This window comes from Chloroflexia bacterium SDU3-3 (assembly GCA_009268125.1).
GTDB lineage: Bacteria > Chloroflexota > Chloroflexia > Chloroflexales > Roseiflexaceae > SDU3-3.
The window spans coordinates 176,705-193,188 of the sequence record WBOU01000011.1 but is presented as its reverse complement, the minus strand read 5'-3'; the positions used below and the strand labels follow the sequence as shown (position 1 = coordinate 193,188).

Here is a 16,484-nt window from a genome sequence, read left to right as displayed (position 1 = left end):
CAACACCACGAAGGCGCGAAGGCGCAAAACGCTCTTTCACCTTATCACGCCCTATTTTTCTAAACCTTGCTGCCTTGGTGGTGAATCGGTTTCCCTAGTTTAGGCTCGCGCCGCTGGGCTGGGCCAGCTCGTGGGCGCGGTACTCGCGGGTGTAGGCCAGCGCGCTGCCGCACTCGGCGTGGGGCGGTTCGCCGAAGCGCAGTGCATCGGCCTCGGCCAGCATGTCGGCCAGCAGCTCGGCCTCCATGGGCTGCAGCGCCAGCCCGGTGCCCGCGATCCACAGCTGCAGCATACCGTTGGGCAGGAAGTATAGCCCCATGCCGCTGGTGTGGATGGCGTGATCGACGGTGCACTCGGCGCGGCGGTCGAGCAGCGCGCACAGCTGCCCGAAGCTCTCGGGGTGGATGAGCAGCATGGTGTGGTTCCAGCGCAGGTGCAGGGTGGCGTGCTCGCAGGTGGCCACAAAGCGCTGGCCGCCACGGTGCGCCAGGATGGAGAGCGACATGCACATGGTCTTATTCCTCTCTTGGTGCCTAGCGGTGTAGCTCGCGCATGTCGAGCGTGTGGCTGGCGGCGGGCATGGGCGCGCCATCCAGCTGAGTCTTCAGGGTCGAGAGCAGGTCGTCAAACAGCTTTTTGCTGAAGGGCATGCGGCCCTGCACCTGGGGGTTGGTGGTGAGCAGTGTCACCAGCTCGCTGGTGTAGGTCACGCGGGCGCCGTCAAAGGTCGGCTCGACCTGCAGGATGTCGCGGGTCTGCCTTCCCACCGCCTGCACGTCGAAGGCGATCAGCCGCCCCTCGGCGTAGTCGCAGATCTGCATCTCCAGCGTGTGGCGGCCCGACATCAGTGTGCCGCGCTCGCCGACCGCGCGCAGCGGCGTGGCCTGCCACTGGGCCTGGCGCACGCTGGCAAACCAGGTGGGGTAGAGGTGGATGTCGCGCAGCGCGGCGAACACGCGCTCGGCTGGGCTGTAGATCCAGCGCACGGTGGTGCAGCAAGCCATAGGGGTTCTCTTCTTGTTGGGATGGGCGCGGCAGAGCAGCAGCATCGGCGCTTCTTAGGCGGCCTCTTCCGTATTCGTTCAATGCGTATTAGACTATACGAATATAGACTGTTTGTCAAGTGTTTACTTTTTAATTCGCATGGACCTCCACCCATCGGCACGGCACGATGATGCGCACCAGCGCCCAGGGTGTGCGGAAGCCATCACCGCAAGTTGCGCAAGCGTAACCAAAGCCCCGCGCGCCGAACCAAACGCCGCCGCCGCTGATCCACACCAGCGCGCCCGATCCGCCCGCTGCGCGCGATGAAAGCGGGTATGGAAGCGATTTGACAGCGTGCAAATGCGCCCCTACAATCGCCCGCGTGTCACTATTCTGCGAAGGAGCACCGCATCATGGCCCCCAAATCGAACCTCGCCGCCACCCCGCCCATGGGATGGAACTCCTGGAATATGTTCGGCAGCAACATTCACGAGGACTCCATCCGCCAGACCGCCGACGCGCTGGTGGAGCACGGCCTGCAGGAGTGCGGCTACAACTATATCGTGATCGACGACTGCTGGTCGGTGAAGACGGGCCGCGACGGCAACGGCGACCTGGTGGCCGACCCCGAGAAGTTCCCCAGCGGCATCAAGGCCCTGGCCGACTACGTGCACAGCCGCGGCTTTAAGTTCGGCATGTACTCCGACGCCTCGCCGCTGACATGCGCCAGCTACCCCGGCAGCCTGGGCTACGAGGAGCAGGACGCCGCACTGTGGGCCTCGTGGGGGGTGGATTTCCTGAAGTACGACTACTGCAACGCGCCCTTCGACCAGCCCACCGCGCTTGAGCGCTACGCCAAGATGGGCGAGGCCCTACGCGGCACAGGTCGCGAGATCCTGTTCTCGCTGTGCGAGTGGGGCGGGCGCGCACCCTGGCTGTGGGGCCGCAGCGTCGGCGGGCACATGTGGCGCGCCACCGGCGATGTGTTCGACAGCTGGGTCAATATCTGGGTGCCCGAGTACAAGTCCTATGGCATCGGGGTCGACTACTCGATCGATGTGGCCAACGATATCGCCGAGTACGGCGGGCCGGGCGGCTGGAACGACCTCGACATGCTGATCGTGGGCCTGAAGGGCAAGGGCCAGATCCACGGCAACGGCATGTCGTTCTTCGAGTACCAGACGCACATGTCGCTGTGGGTGATCGCGTGCTCGCCGCTGATGATCGGCTGCGACGTGCGCAAGATGGATAAGGACACCGCCGCGCTGCTGCTGAACCGCGAGGTGCTGGCCGTGAACCAGGATGCGCTGGGCGTGCCGGGCCGCTGCGTGCGCCGCCAGGGCGGCTTCGAGGTCTGGAAGAAGCCGCTGGCCGATGGCTCGATGGCCGTGGCCCTGATCAACCGTGGCAACGCGGGCAGCGACGTGACGCTGCGCGCCAGCGACATCGGCCTGCTCGACACGCCCAAGCTGGCCCGCAGCCTGTGGGAGCAGCAGGACCTGGCCGAGTTCACCACCGAGCTGCCCCAGCGCGTGGAGCCGCACCAGACCATCCTGCTGAAGGTTACGCCCTCCTAGCTGCGGCACGCGCGGCGCGGGTGTGCCCCGCGCCGCGCGCCCTCCGCTCCCCAATTGGCTACGAGCGCACGGCCACCCCCAGCGCCTCAAGGAGTTGCGGGTTGTCGGCCAGTGCCAGCCGCGCGATCTTGATAAAATCCTCCACCCAATCGTCTAGCTCGTCTATCGCGGCATCGCGGGCCTTGGCCGCATTTTCGGCCTGGGTGCTTTCCTTGGATTGTCGCTGCACAGCGGCGACCAGCGCGGCGACCTTGGCCTGGCCCTCCTCCACGCGCTCGCGGGTGATCTTGAAGCGGCCCAGCTTTGGTGGTGGTAGGTCGGTTTGCGGTGGTGGTAGGTCGGTTTGCGGTGGTGGTAGGTCGGTTTGCGGTGGTGGAACTGTGTGTTTGGGCTATGTACCGATGTGGAATGGGGACATAGCCGCTAGGCGTTTCGGGAAGATACTAGCACGGCTGGCGTTAGGGGTCAAGAGGAAATTGGCTAGGGTGCGCCGCGCGGGGTGAGGCGATGATGTGGGCGGGCCGTCCTGTGCGGCCTCGATGATGATGGTTGTTGTTGTTCGGTTGGTGTGTGCCCTGCGCGGGCGGCGGCTAGGGGCCAGCCCCTAGCAACCCCGCCATGGGGCGATGCCCCCTTGGAACCCCCAATTTTAGGCGTTCCCGTGCTGGCCGCTGGCTGCTGGTGTTCGTGCATATGGCCAGCAAAACATGAGCGGCGCCTTCGCCGCATGGGCCGGGTGGGTGGGGTAGGGCGCGGCGGCGATGGGTGCGATGGGTTGCGGCGCGGGCGGCCACGAGGGCCGCCCCTACGGGGTGGGCATTGCGGGCATCGTGGGCATCGGGCGGGATGGCGATGATGGCGATGCACAACCACCGATGTAGGGGCGGACCTGGTGTCCGCCCACATTGCGATCATTGCGATCATCGGATGCCGAATGCGATGGGTACAATGCGCCCAATGCGTGCGCGGCGCATGCCGCGTTCATCGCGTGCATCGCATGTGTTTTCCGATGGGTGCGCTGGGTTACGGCGCGGGCGGACACGAGGTCGCGCCCTACGGCGGCGTGAACATATCGCGGGCATGGGGCGGGGATGCGGGCGATGCGTGATGAAAGATCCGTACAAAAAAGCCCCAGGCGCGACATCCGCGCCTGGGGCTGTGGTTCGCGGTCGCTAGGCCGCAGGCGGGGTGAGTATCAGGAAGCCCTCGGTGGCGAGGTCGGCTTGGGCCAGCGCGCCGACCTGTTGCTCGAACTCGCGCAGGGGCAGGCCGCTCTGCTGGAGCAGCGCGTATTGGGCGGTGTAGGTGTGCAGCGCGTCGCCGCGCGCCACCAGCTTGCGCAGGCCGGGAAACAGCAGCTCGTGGTGGCGGCGGATGGCGTCCTGCTTTGCGTAGGACGTCTGGTATTTGCGTGTCGAGCTGATCACGATTGAAACCGTAACGGTTTTCGAGGGTGATATGCTGAGCGAAGGGCCGACAACAAACCACGGGTCGATCTTATCCCGCAGCTCATCCACCCAGCCGTAGCCCTTGGCCGTGCCATAGGCGAAATCCAGCCAGCCGATGATTTCGGCGATCGGCACCCCCGCGAAGTCCTTGGTGAGCAGGCGCTCGGGTTCGCGGTCAATCAGGATGTCTCTGGCAACCCGCTGGGCGTGCTTTCGCCACGTGGTGTGCAGGTCGTCGACGATCTGCCTGGCGCGGTCGTACTCGCCCAGCTCGGCGTAGCAGCGGGCCTGGGCCAGCAGCGCGGTGCAGAAGTACTCCTCGCAGCTCATCGCCTCCTGCCGATTCACTGAGTTTGCCAGCCGCTCCTCGTAGAAGAAGCCGATCTCGCTCAGAGTGGTGGCAGCGGCCAGCAGGAGCTGGGTGCGCACGGCGGGGTCGCGCAGTAGGTCGATCTGGCCGAGGTCGGCCAGGGCGCGGCGGAAGCGCCCGCGCTGCTCAAGGGCCATCAGCGCGGCCACAGCCTGCACCGAGCCTTTGATCTCGTTCAGCTTGGCATCCAGCTGGTCGAGCCGCCGGTTCAGCGCGGCGAATCCGGCCTGTGTCACGGCCAGGTTCAGCTCGGCCAGCTCCATGATCGCCTGGGTGTGCTGGAGGATGCGAGCGGTGTTGATCGCGCCGATGGTGCTGGCCACGGCGGAGACCACGCCGGTGGCGGCGGCGATGGGCAGTAGTGCGGATGCCAGCCCGCCCAGCGCTGCCCCGGCCACGATCCCCGCGCCGCTGAGCGCGGGCATGGCCGACGCGCCAGCAGGCAGCAGGTGGCACACGATCTGTCCGGCGTAGGGCGTTCCGGCGGCCCAGCGCACCACGCCGCCGTGCAGCGCGTACTGACCGGTGTAGATCCCCAGCACCGCCGCGTCGGGCACGGTGCGCGCAACCTGCATGCCGAAAAGGCTTGGGAGCATGGCGTGGTCTCCTCTGTCGCTTACGTTGCTTCCTGTGCGGGGATTATACCATCGTTCGTTGGGCACACGGGCCTATGCTATACTAGCGCCCCATTTTGGCTATACAGATGAACAAGGAGCACGGCATGCGCATCCTCTTCACCTTCGCGGGCGGCAGCGGCCACATGGAGCCGCTGGTGCCGCTGGCCCGCGCCGCCCATGCCGCCGGGCACGACGTGGCCTTTGTGGGGCGGCCCTGGATGCAGCCCAAGGCCGAGGCGCTGGGCTTCGCGGCCTTCTCGGCGGGCAGCGACGCGGGCCTCGCGCCGGTGCGCCGCCCGCTGGCGGTGGTCGACATGGCGCAGGAGCTGCGCGCGGTGGGCGCGGGTTTCGGCGGCAGGGTGGCGGGCGAGCGTGCGCCGGGGGTGCTGGATATATGCGCGGCCTGGCGACCCGACCTGCTGGTGTGCGAGGAGGTGGACTTCGGCGCGATGGTGGCCGCCGAGGCACTGGGCCTGCCCGCCGCCACCGTGCTGGTGATCGCGGCGGGCGGCTTCGTGCGCCCCGAGCACGTGGCCGCGCCGCTGGACGCGGTGCGCGCCGCCCACGGCCTGCTGCCCGACCCCGAGCTGGCCATGCTGCGGCGCGGCCTGGTGCTCTCGCCCTTCCCGCCCAGCTACCGCCGCGCTGGCGATGTGCTGAGCGCGGGCGCGCTGCCCTTCCGCGTCGCCGCGCCCCAGGCGGGCGCGCTGCCGCCGTGGTGGCCGGGGATGGAGGAGCGCCCGCTGGTCTACTTCACGCTGGGCACGGTGTTCAACGTCGAGTCGGGCGATCTGTTCCAGCGCGTGCTGGCGGGCCTGCGCCAGCTGCCGGTGCGCCTGCTCGTCACCGTCGGGCGCGACATCGACCCGGCGGAGCTAGGCCCCCAGCCCGCCCACGTGCGGGTCGAGCGCTTTGTGCCGCAGGCCCAGGTGCTGCCCCACTGCGCCATGGTCGCCCACCACGCTGGCTCGGGCAGCGTGGTGGGCGCGCTGGCCCACGGCCTGCCCATGCTGCTGCTGCCCATGGGTGCGGATCAGCCGCTGAACGCCGCGCGCTGCGCCGAGCTGGGGGTGGCGCAGGCCCTGGATGCGCTGGTCGCCACGCCCGAGCAGGTGCGCCGCGCCGCCGCCGAGGTGCTGGCCGAGCCAGCCTACCGCCGCGCCGCCCAGGCCCTGCGCGACGAGATCGCCGCGCTGCCCGCGCCCGCGCAGATCATCCCCGCGCTGGAGCGGCTGGCCCGCTGACGATCTGGCACGCCTTGCTGCACTGGTGGCGGCAAGGCATGTCGCACTTTCCAGGCAAAATGTCACACTTTTTGTGTAGAAGTTCGCCCTACCCACCGCTATAGTTTTGGTGAAGAAAGAATGTTGCTATTGTGGAGTAGGGCCATGGTTGCTCTAGCATCGCGGCAACCGTCGGTGCGGCTGCCGCTGTGGAATATCGCCTTGGTGATGCTTCTGGTCGAGCTTGGCGGCATGGGGATCACGCTTTGGAATGCGGTGTATGGCTTCAGCCCGACCTATATCATGCTGATCCTCTCGGGGGTTATCTCGATTGGCCTGACTGCGGGTAGTTTGCTGGTCTTGTGGAGGGGTGATGTTACCACATCGGCCACCATCCTCAGCTTTGCGTTTTATCTTGCCATCATGGTTGCCTTCTTTCCCTTTGGCGTATCCAAGGGCAGCGTTATTATCACGGCGCTGGTCATTCCCCTGCTGATCACCGGGCTTTATAGCGAGAAGCGCCGACTAGTGGGCATGTCGCTGTTGATCATCTCAAGCATCATTTTGGTGTTTGTGTGCGAGCAGTTCGGCTGGTTTACTGCCCAGAACCCGCCGCGCTCGCTGGTGGTCAACATCTATATTATCTGCTTTGTGATCGGCATGGTCGCATGGGTGATGTACTGCTACGTTGGCGAGCTTGAGGCGTCGCGCAGGCTGATGCGCGCGTATCAGGCCCAGCTTGAGACCGATGTGGCGGTGCGGACGAGGGAGCTGCATCGCGCGCTGGCTGAGTCTCAAGCGGCGCGCATTAGGGCCGAGCAGGCCGACGCGGCCAAGACGGCGTTTATCACCGCGACCAGCCACGAGCTGCGCACGCCGCTGCACGCGATCATTGCTATGACCAAATATGTGCGCAAGGATGGCCCGCTGAATGTGATCCAGCAGAAACATGTCGAGCGGGTGCTCTTCAACGCCACGGTGCTGCTGGGGTTGATCAATGATATTCTCGACCTCTCGAAGATCGAGTCGGGCCAGATGCTGCTCGACATGCAGCCGTTCGATCTGGCCGCAGTAGTGGATGATGTGCTGGCCGATGTGGCGGTGCTGGCCACGCAGAAGCAGCTACAGGTGCGCCGCACGCTGCCCGCGCCGCTGCCGCTGGTCTACGGCGATGCCTCGCGCATCCACCAGGTGCTGGTGAACGTGGCCTCGAACGCGGTGAAGTTTACCAAAGAGGGCTTTGTGGAGGTCGCCGTGTCGGTGCGCGGGCCGATGCTGGCGATCGATGTGACGGACACAGGGATCGGCATTCCGGCTGATGAGCAGAAGACGATCTTTTTTCCCTTTCGTCAGGGGCAGCGCTCGCTTGACCGCGAGTATGGTGGCACAGGCCTGGGCCTGGCTATCTGCAAGCTGCTCACCGAGATGCATGGCGGCAGTATCGGTGTGCAGAGCACGGTTGGGCAGGGTTCGACATTTACCATCCTGCTGCCCATGGATGTGCGCTAGGAGCACGTGATGACCTTTCCTGTAGACCCCGCCGATGTGCGGGTGGCGATTATCGATGATAACGACGACAACAGCTATATCGCCTGGCGCTGCGTGCTGGAGGCGGGGGTTCCTGCCAAGCACTGCGATATCTACGCCCAGGGGCAGGCCTTTTTGGAAGCGGGCAAGCCCTATGATGTGATCCTGCTCGATATTATGCTGCCGGTGCTTGATGGATTTGAGCTGCTGCTGCGCATCCGATCGAGCGATCTGGTCGCCTCGGCCACGGTGATCGCTATGTCGGCGAGCATGATGCGGGGCGATGTGCTGCGCTATCAGCAGGCGGGCTTCGATGGCATTATTGGCAAGCCCTACGATCCCGACGAGATGCCTGATCGGCTGCGCGATCTGTTTGCTGGCCAGCCGGTGTGGAGCCGCTAGGGGTTAAAAACCTTCTTTCTTTTGCAATGCCCACAGGGGCAAGGTAACCTGATGAATTCAATCCAGCTTCTCCAACAGCATATTCAGCAGTCCCCGCATGTGCAAGAGGTTCGCTGGGATGGCACCCGCGAGGGCTATGTGGCGGCGGTAGTGCCCACGGTGACTGCGGCACCAGTGATCGCGGGCCATGCGCGCTTGTCGCTTCCCAATGGTATGGCGGTGGTCCACGCCAACTACCGCGAGGCCTTCATTCAGTACCACGAGTTCTTCTCGCCCACCAAGCCCGCGCTGCGCTATGGCGTCACCCTGGGGGCGGGCGATGTGGTGGTGGACATCGGCGCGAATATCGGCATGTTCACGCTGATGGCGCAGCTCTCGGGGGCGCATGTCTACGCGGTCGAGCCAGCCCCCACTACGTGCGATCTGCTGCGCATCAACACCCTGCTCTACGCCCAGCAGGGCCAGGTGACGGTGATCGAGGCCGGGGTGGGCGCGCGCGATGGCGTGGGCATGTTCAGCTACAACAAGTGGAGCCCCTCGCGCTCGGGGTTCTACCACGATCTGCGCGACCAGCAGCAGTACGTGATGGATAGCCAAGACCGTATGGCGCAGATGCGCCAGCGCCTGCCCAGCGGCGCGGCGTTCGAGCGCGAGCTGATCGATGGCTATGCCGATGAGCTGAGCCGCAGCGGGGCGCTGTTCGAGCAGTCCGAGGTGCAGCTGATGACGCTGCGCTCGCTGCTGCGGCGCAACCAGATCGCACGGGTGGATCTGCTCAAGGTCGATGTCGAGGGCATGGAGTTCGACATCCTCAGCGCTCTGCCCGACGAGGACTGGCTGAGGATCCAGCAGGCTGTGGTCGAGGTGCACTCACCTGCGCTGCTCGACCCGTGCCTAGCCCTGCTGCGCGACCATGGCCTGGCCACTAAGGTCGAGGCGATCGAGGCGTTTGGCGATGGCAGCTACCAGATCTATGCTCGCCGCCCAGACTATAGTGCGCACATCGCCCCTGCGCTCGCCCAGTCGCAGCCCATGCCGATTCTCACCGTGCACGCGCTGGAGCAGATCGCGCGGCCATTCAAGCTGCCAGTGGAGTTTCGCATCCTCGACCCCTACGAGAGCAAGTCGGCGCAGGATCACGACTCGGCGGCTTTCCTGCAGTCCATCCGCCCCAAGCTGGAGCTGATGTTCTGCGACCTGCTAGGGCCGGGCCATACCCGCGATGATTTTATGACCCATGCCACCAGCACCCAGGATCTGTTTGTGCTGGCCAGCCGCGTGTATCAGGAGTTCGCCCTGCGGCTGCCGCTAGCCTTCCTGATGACCGGCCCGTACACGGTTGATTCGCTGGAGAAGGTGCTGCGGGGGCTTGTGCTCGATCGCATGTGATTTCTGGATGCGCGCGCTGGTTCTTTTTCGAGTATAATTTCGCCTAACCAGTCTGTTGCGTAGGAATTCAATGCCGAGCGATACCATAACCCTGCTCGTTATCGATGACTATGCCGATAACATCGAGATGGTGCGAAGGGCGGTGGCGGGCGACCACCCCGATTGGGCGGTGATCGGCGCGTCCAGCGGCATGCGCGGGCTGCAGGTGGCCCAGGCCCGCGCGGCGGAGATCGACCTGATCATGCTCGACCTCCACCTGCCCGATCTGGATGGCTCCAGCGTGTGTGTGCTGCTGCGCGAGATCCGCTGGGATTTTTCGATCGTGCTGTTCTCGGCCTATCGTCAGAAGGCCGTCGGCCTGGACATTCTCTGCCCCGCGCCGCTGCTGCGCAAGCCCGCCAGCACTAGGGACATCCTGCAGGCGATCGAGGAGGCGCTGCTGCTGCCGCCGCCGTCGCGGCAAGATCGCGCCCTAGCGCTCTACCCGATCTTGCTCAAGCAGGCCAAGGAGCTGGTGCTGCACCTGCCTGCCCCCGAGATCGGGCCGCCGAGCTCCGATGTGGCCAGCCCCGAGGAGCGCATGCAGGCCATTGTGGCGCTGATCGCCCACCAGGGGCCGATGAAGATCCAGCAGATCGCGGCCCTGCTGCAGCCCGCCGGGGTGACGCGCCGCACCTTTCAGCGCGATCTGCTGCAGCTCGTAGAGCAGGGCTTGCTCTATCGAGGCGCAAGGCAGTATTATCACCTTGTGCAGGATCTACACAACACCAAGGGATGATGTCGCATGAGCAGTCTATCTGGGGAAATGCAGCATGCCGTGCCGATGCTGCGCTATTTGGTCCATCGGTTCGGCAACAATCTGCAGTCGGTCTCGCTGGCGCTGCTGAACCTTGGCGACTCATCTCATGCGGCTGCGGCTGGTGCGGAAGATCTGGATCGGGCCAAGGCCCACGTGGCCGAGTTCCGCGCAGGACTGTGGATGCTTTCCGATCTGGTCGATCTGATTGATCAGCCTGATCTGCCGCCCGAGTATGTGTGCCGCCCCTTTGCGCTGCTGCCGCTGCTGGCCGATATCTGCACCATGTTTCAGGTGCAGGCCCTGCCGGTGCAGCTTGCGCCCTCGGATGAGGTGCAGGCGCTGGCCGACCGCAGCCGGCTCACATGGGTGCTGGCCATGCTGCTGCGGGCCAGCCTGCGCCGCCAGCGCGGGGCCATGCTCGACCCGATGGTGCATGTGTCTGCCCATCGTCGCGATGGTCGCGTGTGTGTGTCGCTGGCCGATGCTGGCCCGCAGGTCGCGCTTGAGCAGGCCTGGGGCGAGTGCGGCGCATTCTGCCGCGAGGTGCTACGCGCTGGCGGCGGCGATCTCACCATGGGGGAGCAGGGCGGCATGGCCTGCCTGCAGCTCTGGCTGCCGCTGGCCGAGGAATAGTCGCTGGGGGTTGACATGTGCGCTAGGCCGTGGTATGTTGTATTTCGAACAACGTTCGATTAGAGAACTGGTGGCCGAATGGGCGTAAAAGAGCGGCGCGAGCGCGAGAAACAGGCCACCCGCGAGGCCATCCTAGCCGAGGCGCGGCGGCTGGTGCGGGCGCAGGGCTGGTCGGGCCTGACCATCCGCCGTGTGGCCGAGGCGATCGAGTATAGCCCCTCGATCGTTTACGAGTACTTTCCCAGCAAAGAGGCCATGCTGCAAGAGCTGATGGAGCAGGGCTTCGCCGAGCTGACCGCAGCCATGCGCCACGCCGCCGCCACCGAGGGCGACCAGCGCGAGCGGGCGCGGCGCATCGGGGCGGCCTACCTAGCCTTCGCCCACGCCAGCCCCGATCTGTACCAGGTGATGCATGGGCTTGAGGGCGCGCGGGTCGATGGCGCGGCGCGGATGCAGGCCGCCCAGCCGGTCTGCGATGTTGCCATGGCCGCACTGGTGGACTGGGCCGCCGCCCACGGGCGCAGCCTAGCCGACCCGCTCGGCACCACCGAGGCGCTGTGGAGCCTGCTGCACGGCTTCGCCAGCCTGGCGCTGGCGGGCCACCTGGGCGACCATCACCACGTGCAGGCTCTGCTCGATCAGTCGCTGCTGGCCATGCTGGATGGCTGGCAGGATCGTTAAAAAAGCGAGGCGTGGCGGCCTCGGCTTTTTTTACCCATTATCGAACAATGTTCTATTTTAATACTTAGTAATGAGAAGGAGCAAACCCATGACCGGCAACACCCACGTTATCTTCGGCACCGGCCCCGCTGGCACCACCCTGGCCGAGCTGCTGCAGGCCCAAGGCAAGCGCGTGCGCTGTGTCAACCGCAGCGGCAGGGCCACCCTACCCGCCGGGGTGGAGCTGGCCGCCGCCGACGCGCTCGACCAGGGTGCGGTCGATGCGGTGTGTCAGGATGCGGCGGTGGTCTACCACTGCGCCAATGTGCCCTACCCCCAGCAGGTCGAGCTCATCCCCCGCTTTCAGGCCACCATCACCACAGGCGCTGCCCGCGCCCAGGCCCGGCTGGTGGTTCTCGACACGCTATATGTGTATGGCCCCACCGGCGGCGCGCCGATGACCGAGCAGACCCCGCACCGACCGACCACGCGCAAGGGCCGCATGCGCGCCCAGCTGGTCGAGCGCTACCTAGCGGCGCACCGCGAGGGCCGCGTGCAGGTGGCGATAGGCCGCGCGGCAGATTTCTACGGGCCGCGCGTGCTAAACTCGGTGCTGGGCGACCGCGTGTTTCCGGCGGCGCTGGTGGGCGGGCGCATGCAGCTGATGGGCAACATCGATCTGCCCCATAGCTATAGCTATATCGGCGATGTGGCGCGCGGGCTGGCCGCCCTGGGCGAGCGCGACGAGGCCCAGGGCCGCTCGTGGCTGCTGCCGGTTGCGCCCGCGCTCACGCAGCGCCAGGTGGCGGGCATGGTGGCGGCGCAGCTTGGCATCGCGCCCAAGCTCATGGCCACGCCGCGCCTGCTCATCCAGCTGCTGGGCCTGGGCGACGGCTTCATGCGCGAGTTTGTCGAGATGTTCTACCAGTACACCGAGCCGCAGATCGTTGACTCGAGCGCGATCGAGCGCACCCTGGGCCTGGCTGCCACCCCGCTGCAGCAGGGCATCGCCGCCACGGTCGAGTGGTATCGACAGCGGGCGGCGAGCGCGGCGTAGGGCCATTTCTTACGCCGCCTTCGGCTCTCTTTCTCAAAAAGGTGATGGATATGCGCGTCTAGGCTTTATCTTTGCTGCTTAGTGCTTTTCTCTATATGCCCAACGCCTACTCACGATATATGATGCGTCGAGGAGATACCCTCGCTCTCGGCTAGGGTGGCAATGTGGCTGAGCGCCGCCGCCACCGTGACGGCGGGCGCGTAGCCGCCGCCGTGCACCGAGAGCAGCGGGCAGCCCGCACGCCGCGCCGCGCCTAGCGCCAGCCGCGTGAGCGTGCGGAAATCCTCGTTTTGCCAGCCGGTGATGTGCGCGCCGCAGTCGTCGCGGTGGGCGTCGTAGCCCGAGAAGATGCCGATCAGGTCGGGCTGCCAGGGGAGTCTCTCAAGCGCCTGCGCCAGCGCTGGGATGCTCTGCTGGCCGCTGAAGATCTGGCCTGGCAGCCCCAGCCGCTCAGCGATGTCGCTGGGCATGCGGTCATCGCGCACGGGGATATTGCAGTGCCCCGCTGCAGCAGCGGCGGCGGTGGTGGCGGCCTGCAGGCCGCCCTGGGTGGCCATGTACAGGTCGAACGCGCTGTGGATGCTGATGTGGTAGACCGTGGGGTCGCCGGCGAAGATCGCCTGGGTGCCGTCGCCGTGGTGGATGTCCCAGTCGATCAGCAGCACCCGGCGGAAGCCCAGGCCCTGGGCGTAGCGGGCGGCAGCCGCCAGCGGGTTGAGCAGGCAGTAGCCGTGGCCGCGGTCGGCGGCGGCGTGGTGCCCGCCCAGGCCGCAGCAGTAGGCGCAGTCCAGCGTGCCGACCCGCATCTGATCGATGGCGGCGCACATGCCGCCCAGCGCATACTGGTAGGCTGGCAGCGCAAATGCTAGCCCGGCGCACTCGGTGCTGAGCCTGGGCGGCGGCTCGGGGCGCTGGCCCTCGGCCAGCATCGCTAGCGCGGCCATGTACTGCTCGGTGTGAACCGTGTGGTAGAGGCCCAGGTCGGCCATCGCTGGGGCGATGAGCGGGTGCTCGGCTACCAGCGGGGCTAGGCTTTCCCAGATGCCCTGATAGTGCGGCAGCGATCTGCCGAAGAAGGCGATCTGGTGCAGCGGGCGCGAGGTGGCGGCCAGCTCTGGGTGGAGCGATATCGCGAAGCTGTGGCCCATGGGTTTCCGCTATGCCGAGAGCGTGAGCTTGTTGCGCTTGCCAGGCCCAAGGTGTTGCTCGAAGCGCTGCTTCAGCTCGCTGGTGTCGAGGTCGTCGAAGATCGAGCGCCGCCAGTCCGACCATGTCTCCAAGAAATCGCGCACGCGCTCGTAGCTATAGGTGTCGCCGTCCTCAAGCGGATCGGTGGGCTGCGAGCACAGCAGGTAGCCATGTCCGTTGTAGACCACCAGGTGCGGCACACCATCCAGCTCGGGCACGTGGGTTAGGAAATCGGCGTTGATCTCGGCGTTGCTCTCGCTGATGAAGACATTCACCAGCACATAGCGGTCGCGCAGGGCCTGCAGCTCGGGGTTGGCGCGGATGAACGCCTCAAGACGGTGGCACCAGATGCACCAATCGCCGCCGATGGTGACGAGCACATTCTTATGCTCTTTGCGGGCCTGTGTCAGGGCGTCGCGCAGATCGTGAAAGGGATTGCGGCGCTGGTCGAAGAGGGCCGGTACCATAGCAAGAATCCTTACATGTAGATGAAATTATCCTCCTATTATAGGCCAGCCAGCCGATAGCCTGCAAGGTACTAGTGGCCTGTTTCGCTATGCGGCGCATGGACGGGTTTTGACTCGGGCGAGCCGTACTGTCGGAGGAAGATGCCCATGGTGACGATGGCGAACACCGAGAGGAACTCGCTCTGCCAGTTCTGGAACGACTGTGACCAGAAGCGCGCCGTGCCGAGGAACTGCACCAGGCTGACGGCTGACTGCCCGTGGCGCACCTGGCTCTCGTTGTAGGCGGCCAGCCCGCCCACGCCGTGCAGCACAAACGAGAGGATGAACAGGGCGGCAAAGGCCAGGCTGAGCGAGTTGCGGTAGAGCAGCAGCGCGAGGCCGCCCGCGCGCACCGGCCAGGGCGCGTGTGGGTCGTGGGCGTGCGGCTCCGGGCGCTCGTCCACCGGGTCGGAGCCATCGAGCTTCTTCGACTCCGACGAGCCTTTCTGGAACAAGAAGATGGTGAGCACAACATAGGCGAACTGCTGGAGGAACTCGCTCTCCCAGTTTACAAACAGCGGCTCGGCGAAGTCGCCGCTGGTGAGATACTGGCCAAAGCTCACCGTCGGCTCGTTTTTTTGCTGCTTCTCCTGGTTGCTCTCGGCGTAGCCCGAGATCGCCATGCCGATCAGGCAGATGAGAAAGAGGATGATCAGGGCGATCGATAGCCCATAGTTTTTCAGCAGGCGCATAGCGTCCCTCGATAGATCGGGCGGATCAAGTTTTGCCCATGCATGAAGCAAAAAGCGCGCCAGGACGGGGTACGTCCGGCGCGCTCGGATCTGGCGGCAGGGCTAGGGCAGCTTGTTCAAGATCTTGCCGATCAGCCCCTCGCCGTCGGCCATCTGCTGCACCTGGGCGAAGCCATCGGGGCGCGGCGGGGCCAGCTTCGGCTCCTGGCCCATGGGGGTGGCGCGCTGCGCGCTGTACTGCGCCCGGCCATCCAGCGATGGCCCCTGCGACCAGCGCCCCTCGGGGATGGGGGCCGCCGGGTCGATGTTGGTGCCTAGGAACACGTAGCTTACATCCTGGTGCTCAAGGTTCTGCGGGAAGCTGTTGGGGATGGGCAGCACGCCGCCCTGCTCGCGCAGCTCCTCAAGCACGGCCAGCCACTGCTGCTGGTGCATGGTGTCGCGGGCGATCAGGAAGGCCAGCATGTCCTTCATCCCCGGGTCATCGGTCATGTGGTAGAGCCGGGTGGCGAGGATGCGCCCGGTGGCCTCGGCGGTAACGTTGGCGTACATGTCGGCGGCCAGGTTGCCGCTGGCGTAGACATGTGAGCCATCGAAGGGCACGCCGTTGGCGTCGGCGGCCAGCGCGGCCATGCCCGCCGAGAGGTACTGGCGCGGGTCCATGCCGCCCATGGCGGCAGCGATCATGGGGTCTTTGGCCGCCTCGTCCTGCAGCTCGGTCGGCGCGCCCTCAAGGTTCAGCGCCACGGCGGTGCAGAGCATCTGCACGTGGCCGATCTCTTCGGTGCCGGTCTCCAGGATCATGTCGCGGTACCGGGATGGCCCGCGCGCCCCGAAGGCCTGGAACAGGTACTGGAGCATCACGCGCACCTCGCCCTCGACCCCGCCGATCGCCTGCTGAAGCATGCGGGCGAAGATCGGGTTGGGCGTCTCGACGCGCACGGGGTACTGCAGGCTGTTGTCGTGGTAGAACATCATCGATCTCCTTCACTGTGCGGTTCCGATGTCATCGGGAGGGCTGCGGGTGGATCGTGATGACAGCGCGGCTAGTGCAGGTTCTGCACCAGCAGGGCGGGCCTGCGGGCGGAAGTTCGATGACTTTGGCGGTGGCGCAGGGCATCGCCCTCTTGGAATTCCCAATGTTCGGCGTTCGCGTGCGGTGCGCAGGCGGCTCGTGGTCGTGTATATGGCCAGTTTGCACGAGCGGCACCTTCGCCGCATGGGCCGTGTGGGATGATCTCCCTCAATTCGGCATGTGTTGGCATGACCGATGTCCCATGTTGCCGCGTCTTGGCGGCGATCAGGTTTGACAGGTTAGGTTGCTTCTGCCCTTCGCGCCTTCCTATTCATTGGCTTGTTTTCCCTTGGTGTGTTGGCGCCTTGCTGGTAAAGGGTTTTCCGTGTGGGTCTAG

At 65.7% G+C, this 16,484-nt stretch carries 17 protein-coding genes; 9 read left to right on the top strand and 8 right to left on the bottom strand.

Annotation, left to right across the window (positions count from 1 at the left end; genetic code table 11):
* Positions 1-94 precede the first annotated feature (94 nt).
* Together F8S13_18515 and F8S13_18510 are read right to left on the bottom strand one after the other, a co-directional pair.
* Complete coding sequence (locus F8S13_18515; GenBank protein KAB8141735.1) at positions 95-505, bottom strand: hypothetical protein; 411 nt, start codon at positions 503-505, stop codon at positions 95-97.
* Between the two features lie 28 nt (positions 506-533).
* Positions 534-1,049 (bottom strand): SRPBCC family protein, encoded by a 516-nt coding sequence (locus F8S13_18510; protein ID KAB8141734.1) that lies wholly within the window; start codon positions 1,047-1,049, stop codon positions 534-536.
* A gap of 348 nt (positions 1,050-1,397) precedes the next feature.
* Here F8S13_18510 and F8S13_18505 point away from each other — a divergent pair, with 348 nt between their 5' ends.
* On the top strand, positions 1,398-2,561 hold the full coding sequence (locus F8S13_18505) for a glycoside hydrolase family 27 protein (protein ID KAB8141733.1): 1,164 nt from the start codon (positions 1,398-1,400) through the stop codon (positions 2,559-2,561).
* A gap of 58 nt (positions 2,562-2,619) precedes the next feature.
* Here the strand turns inward: F8S13_18505 and F8S13_18500 are convergent, their stop codons facing one another.
* Together F8S13_18500 and F8S13_18495 are read right to left on the bottom strand one after the other, a co-directional pair.
* Positions 2,620-2,832: a hypothetical protein gene (locus F8S13_18500; GenBank protein ID KAB8141732.1), complete on the bottom strand. Its 213-nt coding sequence runs from the start codon at positions 2,830-2,832 to the stop codon at positions 2,620-2,622.
* Between the two features lie 901 nt (positions 2,833-3,733).
* Positions 3,734-4,975: a hypothetical protein gene (locus F8S13_18495; GenBank protein KAB8141731.1), complete on the bottom strand. Its 1,242-nt coding sequence runs from the start codon at positions 4,973-4,975 to the stop codon at positions 3,734-3,736.
* 125 nt (positions 4,976-5,100) lie between these two features.
* Here F8S13_18495 and F8S13_18490 point away from each other — a divergent pair, with 125 nt between their 5' ends.
* The 8 genes from F8S13_18490 to F8S13_18455 all read left to right on the top strand — a co-directional run bounded on the left by F8S13_18490 (position 5,101) and on the right by F8S13_18455 (position 12,686).
* Positions 5,101-6,240, top strand: coding sequence for a glycosyltransferase family 1 protein (locus F8S13_18490; GenBank protein ID KAB8141730.1), 1,140 nt, complete (start codon positions 5,101-5,103; stop codon positions 6,238-6,240).
* A gap of 120 nt (positions 6,241-6,360) precedes the next feature.
* The gene (locus tag F8S13_18485; protein KAB8141729.1) at positions 6,361-7,728 is read left to right on the top strand and encodes a hypothetical protein; all 1,368 of its coding nucleotides are present in this window, start codon (positions 6,361-6,363) and stop codon (positions 7,726-7,728) included.
* Between the two features lie 9 nt (positions 7,729-7,737).
* The gene (locus F8S13_18480; GenBank protein KAB8141728.1) at positions 7,738-8,148 is read left to right on the top strand and encodes a response regulator; all 411 of its coding nucleotides are present in this window, start codon (positions 7,738-7,740) and stop codon (positions 8,146-8,148) included.
* 51 nt (positions 8,149-8,199) lie between these two features.
* A complete protein-coding gene (locus F8S13_18475) occupies positions 8,200-9,537 on the top strand; it encodes an FkbM family methyltransferase (GenBank protein KAB8141727.1) in 1,338 nt (445 codons plus the stop codon).
* A gap of 70 nt (positions 9,538-9,607) precedes the next feature.
* On the top strand, positions 9,608-10,315 hold the full coding sequence (locus F8S13_18470; GenBank protein ID KAB8141726.1) for a response regulator transcription factor: 708 nt from the start codon (positions 9,608-9,610) through the stop codon (positions 10,313-10,315).
* 6 nt (positions 10,316-10,321) lie between these two features.
* A complete protein-coding gene (locus F8S13_18465) occupies positions 10,322-10,969 on the top strand; it encodes a HAMP domain-containing histidine kinase (GenBank protein ID KAB8141725.1) in 648 nt (215 codons plus the stop codon).
* A gap of 78 nt (positions 10,970-11,047) precedes the next feature.
* The gene (locus F8S13_18460) at positions 11,048-11,650 is read left to right on the top strand and encodes a TetR/AcrR family transcriptional regulator (protein ID KAB8141724.1); all 603 of its coding nucleotides are present in this window, start codon (positions 11,048-11,050) and stop codon (positions 11,648-11,650) included.
* Positions 11,651-11,720: 70 nt separating this feature from the next.
* Complete coding sequence (locus F8S13_18455) at positions 11,721-12,686, top strand: NAD-dependent epimerase/dehydratase family protein (GenBank protein ID KAB8141723.1); 966 nt, start codon at positions 11,721-11,723, stop codon at positions 12,684-12,686.
* A gap of 110 nt (positions 12,687-12,796) precedes the next feature.
* Here the strand turns inward: F8S13_18455 and F8S13_18450 are convergent, their stop codons facing one another.
* The 4 genes from F8S13_18450 to F8S13_18435 form a co-directional block, all read right to left on the bottom strand.
* Complete coding sequence (locus F8S13_18450; GenBank protein ID KAB8141722.1) at positions 12,797-13,834, bottom strand: histone deacetylase; 1,038 nt, start codon at positions 13,832-13,834, stop codon at positions 12,797-12,799.
* A 9-nt stretch (positions 13,835-13,843) separates the two neighbouring features.
* The gene (locus F8S13_18445) at positions 13,844-14,341 is read right to left on the bottom strand and encodes a thioredoxin family protein (protein KAB8141721.1); all 498 of its coding nucleotides are present in this window, start codon (positions 14,339-14,341) and stop codon (positions 13,844-13,846) included.
* A 71-nt stretch (positions 14,342-14,412) separates the two neighbouring features.
* On the bottom strand, positions 14,413-15,072 hold the full coding sequence (locus F8S13_18440) for a hypothetical protein (GenBank protein KAB8141720.1): 660 nt from the start codon (positions 15,070-15,072) through the stop codon (positions 14,413-14,415).
* Between the two features lie 102 nt (positions 15,073-15,174).
* Positions 15,175-16,047, bottom strand: a complete 873-nt coding sequence (locus F8S13_18435) for a catalase (protein ID KAB8141719.1) — start codon at positions 16,045-16,047, stop codon at positions 15,175-15,177.
* Positions 16,048-16,484 lie beyond the last annotated feature (437 nt).